We start from the raw sequence: 3034 nt of genomic DNA, 5'->3' as shown, positions 1-3034 counted from the left end.
CATGTCATCGAGGGCCATCGCGTCTTCACCCAGATGTCGGTCACCGACAATCTCCTGCTTGCGGGCTACGACCTGCCGCGCGCCGAGCGCGGCGGGCGGGTCGAGGAGGCGCTGTCGTTCTTCCCGGAGATCGCCGAGAAACGCCACAAGCGCGGCGGCGCGCTGTCGGGGGGCCAGCAGCAGATCCTGACCGTGGCGCAGGGACTGGTACGGCGGCCGCGCCTGTTGATGCTGGACGAGCCTTCGGCGGGACTGTCGCCGGTGCTGGTCGATCGCGTGCTCAATGTCATCGGGCAGTTGCGTCAGCAGGGCACCGCGGTGCTGCTGGTCGAGCAGCTCCTGGAGAAGGCGCTGGCCGCCGCCGACCGGGTCTATGCCCTGGTCCAGGGCAACATCGTGCTGCAGGCCAAGACCAGCGAGAGCGACCTGCCGCACCGGCTGGAGCGCGCCTATTTCGGCCATGAGAGCCACGCGTTGAATTGACGAAACCACTTTTGGGGATGGAGGAAACAACATGAGGACCGTGCCCGTCAGCCGTCGCCGGTTCGTGCAGTCGTCGGCGGCAGCCGCATCGTGGCTCGTGGCCGCGCCCGCGCTGATCGGCCGCGCCGAGGCGGCGACCTTGAAGCTGAAATGCTCGTCGTCGCTGCCCAATGATCCCAAATTCGCCAACGGCCGGGTCTATTACGACAACCTCGTCGCGAGCCTGAAAGCGAACGGGCTCGACGGCCAGGTCGACGTCACCTTCTTCCCCGACAACCAGCTCGGGCAGGAGATCGACGTCATCAACTCGGTCAAGCTCGGCGTCATCGACCTGATGGTGTCGGGCTCCTCGATCTCGGCCAATCTGGTGCCGCTGGTCGGCACTTTCGACCTCGGCTATCTCTTCACGAGCTTCCCGCAGCAGACCAAGGCCTTCGACGGCGGCGCCGCCAAGCCGATCGAGGAGGCGCTGCTCAAGGGCGCCAACATCCGCATCATCGCCTGGGCCTATAATTTCGGCTCGCGCAGCGTGCTGGCGAAGAAGCCGGTGAAGACGCCGGAGGATCTGGCGGGCCTCAAGATCAGGACCTTGCCGAACCCGATCATCACCGAATGCCTGCGGCTGATGGGTGCGGCCGCGACGCCGCTGGCCTTCGGCGAGATCTACACCGCGCTGCAGGCCGGCGTGCTCGACGGGCTCGAGCACGACCCGCCGACCATTCTCGCCAGCAAGTTCTATGAGACCTCGAAGAACTACGCGTTGACCCAGCACAACTTCTCGCCGCTCGCGATCTATTTCAGCGAGGCCACCTTCACCCGCATGGATGCGAAGCTGCGCGAGGGCTTTCTCGACGCCGCGCAGAAGGCGGCTGCCGCGACTCGGACCCACGGTCTTGCGGTCGAGAAGGAGGCGCTGGCCGCGCTGGCCGAGAAGGGCGTCGCCGTGGTCGAATGCGACAAGGAGGCGTTCCGCAAGCGCGTGCTGCCGCAGACCGACAATTTCATCAAGGCGCATCCGGAGGCGAAGCCGGTCGTCGACGCGATCCGCGCCACCCAGGCGTGAGGTGATGGCGCGATGTCGTATGCCATGCTGATGCCGGTCGCGCGCCACTGGCTGATGGCCTCGCTGCTCACGCTGAGCGACGCCATAGCTGCGATCCTTTTGGCCGCCGACCTCGCGGTCGTCTGCGTCTCGGTCGCGTTGCGCTACTGGTTCAACGCGCCGGTCGAATGGGCTGACGACGTCGCGCGCGGGCTGATGGTGGCATCGAGCTTCTTCGGTGCGGCCAGCGCGCTCGCCCGCAGCGAAAACCTCGGCGTCGCGTACTTCATCGAACGGCTGCCGTCGTCCGTTCGTCGCGTGGTCGAGGCGGTCACGGCGCTGCTGATGACGATCATCGCGGCCTATGTCGCCTTCAATGCGCTCAAGCTCGGTTCGCTGACCGCCGGCCAGACCACCGGCTCCGGCCTGCCGCTGGAGCTGACCTTTTATCCCATGGGCGTCGGCGCGGCCTTCATGACTGTGTTTGCACTCGACATTTTTCGCAAGCGCACCTTCGGAGAGATGATCGCCGGGATCGTGACGACCGCGTTGGTCGCCGGGCTCTATCTGCTGTGGGATTATCTCAGCCCCGACTCCGTGCCGTCATCGGGCATGCTGATGCTGGTCGGCTTCTTCGTCACGCTGTTCGGCGGGCTGCCGATCGGGTTTGCGCTGGCGCTGGCCGCGCTGATCTTCATCTGGGTGGAGGGCACGCTGCCCGGCGTCATCTTCGCCCAGCAGATGGCGCGCGGCATCGACAATTTCGTGCTGCTGGCGATCCCGTTCTTCATCCTGGTCGGCTATCTCATGGAAGCCAACGGCATGTCGGTGCGGCTGATCGAGCTGCTGCAGCGGGCGGTCGGGCGCGTGCGCGGCGGGCTCAACGTCGTCATGGTGACCTCGATGGTGCTGTTCTCCGGCATCTCCGGCTCCAAGATGGCGGATGTCGCGGCCGTCGGCTCGGTGCTGATCCCGGCCGCGCGCCGCACGAGGCAGAATCCCGGCAGCGCGGTGGCGCTGCTCGCGGCTTCCGCAGTGATGGCCGAAACCATCCCGCCCTGCATCAACCTGATCATCCTGGGCTTCGTCGCCAACTTGTCGATCGGCGGCCTGTTCGTGGCGGGCCTCCTGCCGGCGGGTCTGATGGCCGTTGCGCTGATCGCGGTCTCGATCGTGTTCGGCAGGCGGCCGGCGCATGCCGAGGAAGCTCAGCCACGGCAGGTCAAGGGCCTGTGGAGCGGCGCGCTTGCGTCCTTCGGTCTGATCTTCATGATCTTCTTCGGCTTCAAGAGCGGCTTCGCCACCGCGACCGAGATCTCCGCCTTCGCCGCGGTCTACGCCATCGTGGTCGGCAGCGTGCTGTTCCGTGAGCTCAGTGTGAGGGCCGCGGCTCACAGCTTCATCCAGGCGGCGACGCGCTCGGGGCTGGTGCTGTTCATCGTCGCCGCGGCGCAATCGCTCGCCTTCATCCTGACCTTGCAGCAGGTGCCGCACGCGGTCGGCGAGGTC

At 66.4% G+C, this 3034-nt stretch carries 3 protein-coding genes; all 3 read left to right on the top strand.

Annotated elements, in window-relative coordinates:
- Nucleotides 1–483, top strand: a 483-nt coding sequence (locus tag JOY90_RS31475; RefSeq protein WP_291694990.1) for an ATP-binding cassette domain-containing protein, incomplete at its 5' end; no start/stop codon positions are given.
- Between the two features lie 31 nt (nt 484–514).
- On the top strand, nt 515–1546 hold the full coding sequence (locus tag JOY90_RS31470; RefSeq protein WP_291694989.1) for a TRAP transporter substrate-binding protein: 1032 nt from the start codon (nt 515–517) through the stop codon (nt 1544–1546).
- Between the two features lie 12 nt (nt 1547–1558).
- The coding region (locus JOY90_RS31465; RefSeq protein ID WP_291694988.1) for a TRAP transporter large permease subunit at nt 1559–3034 on the top strand (1476 nt) is incomplete at its 3' end.

The sequence above is a fragment of the Bradyrhizobium sp. genome, from assembly GCF_019242285.1.
Lineage (GTDB): Bacteria > Pseudomonadota > Alphaproteobacteria > Rhizobiales > Xanthobacteraceae > Bradyrhizobium.
Note: the sequence above shows the minus strand (reverse complement) of the source record. Positions and strands in the feature narration are given on the sequence as shown.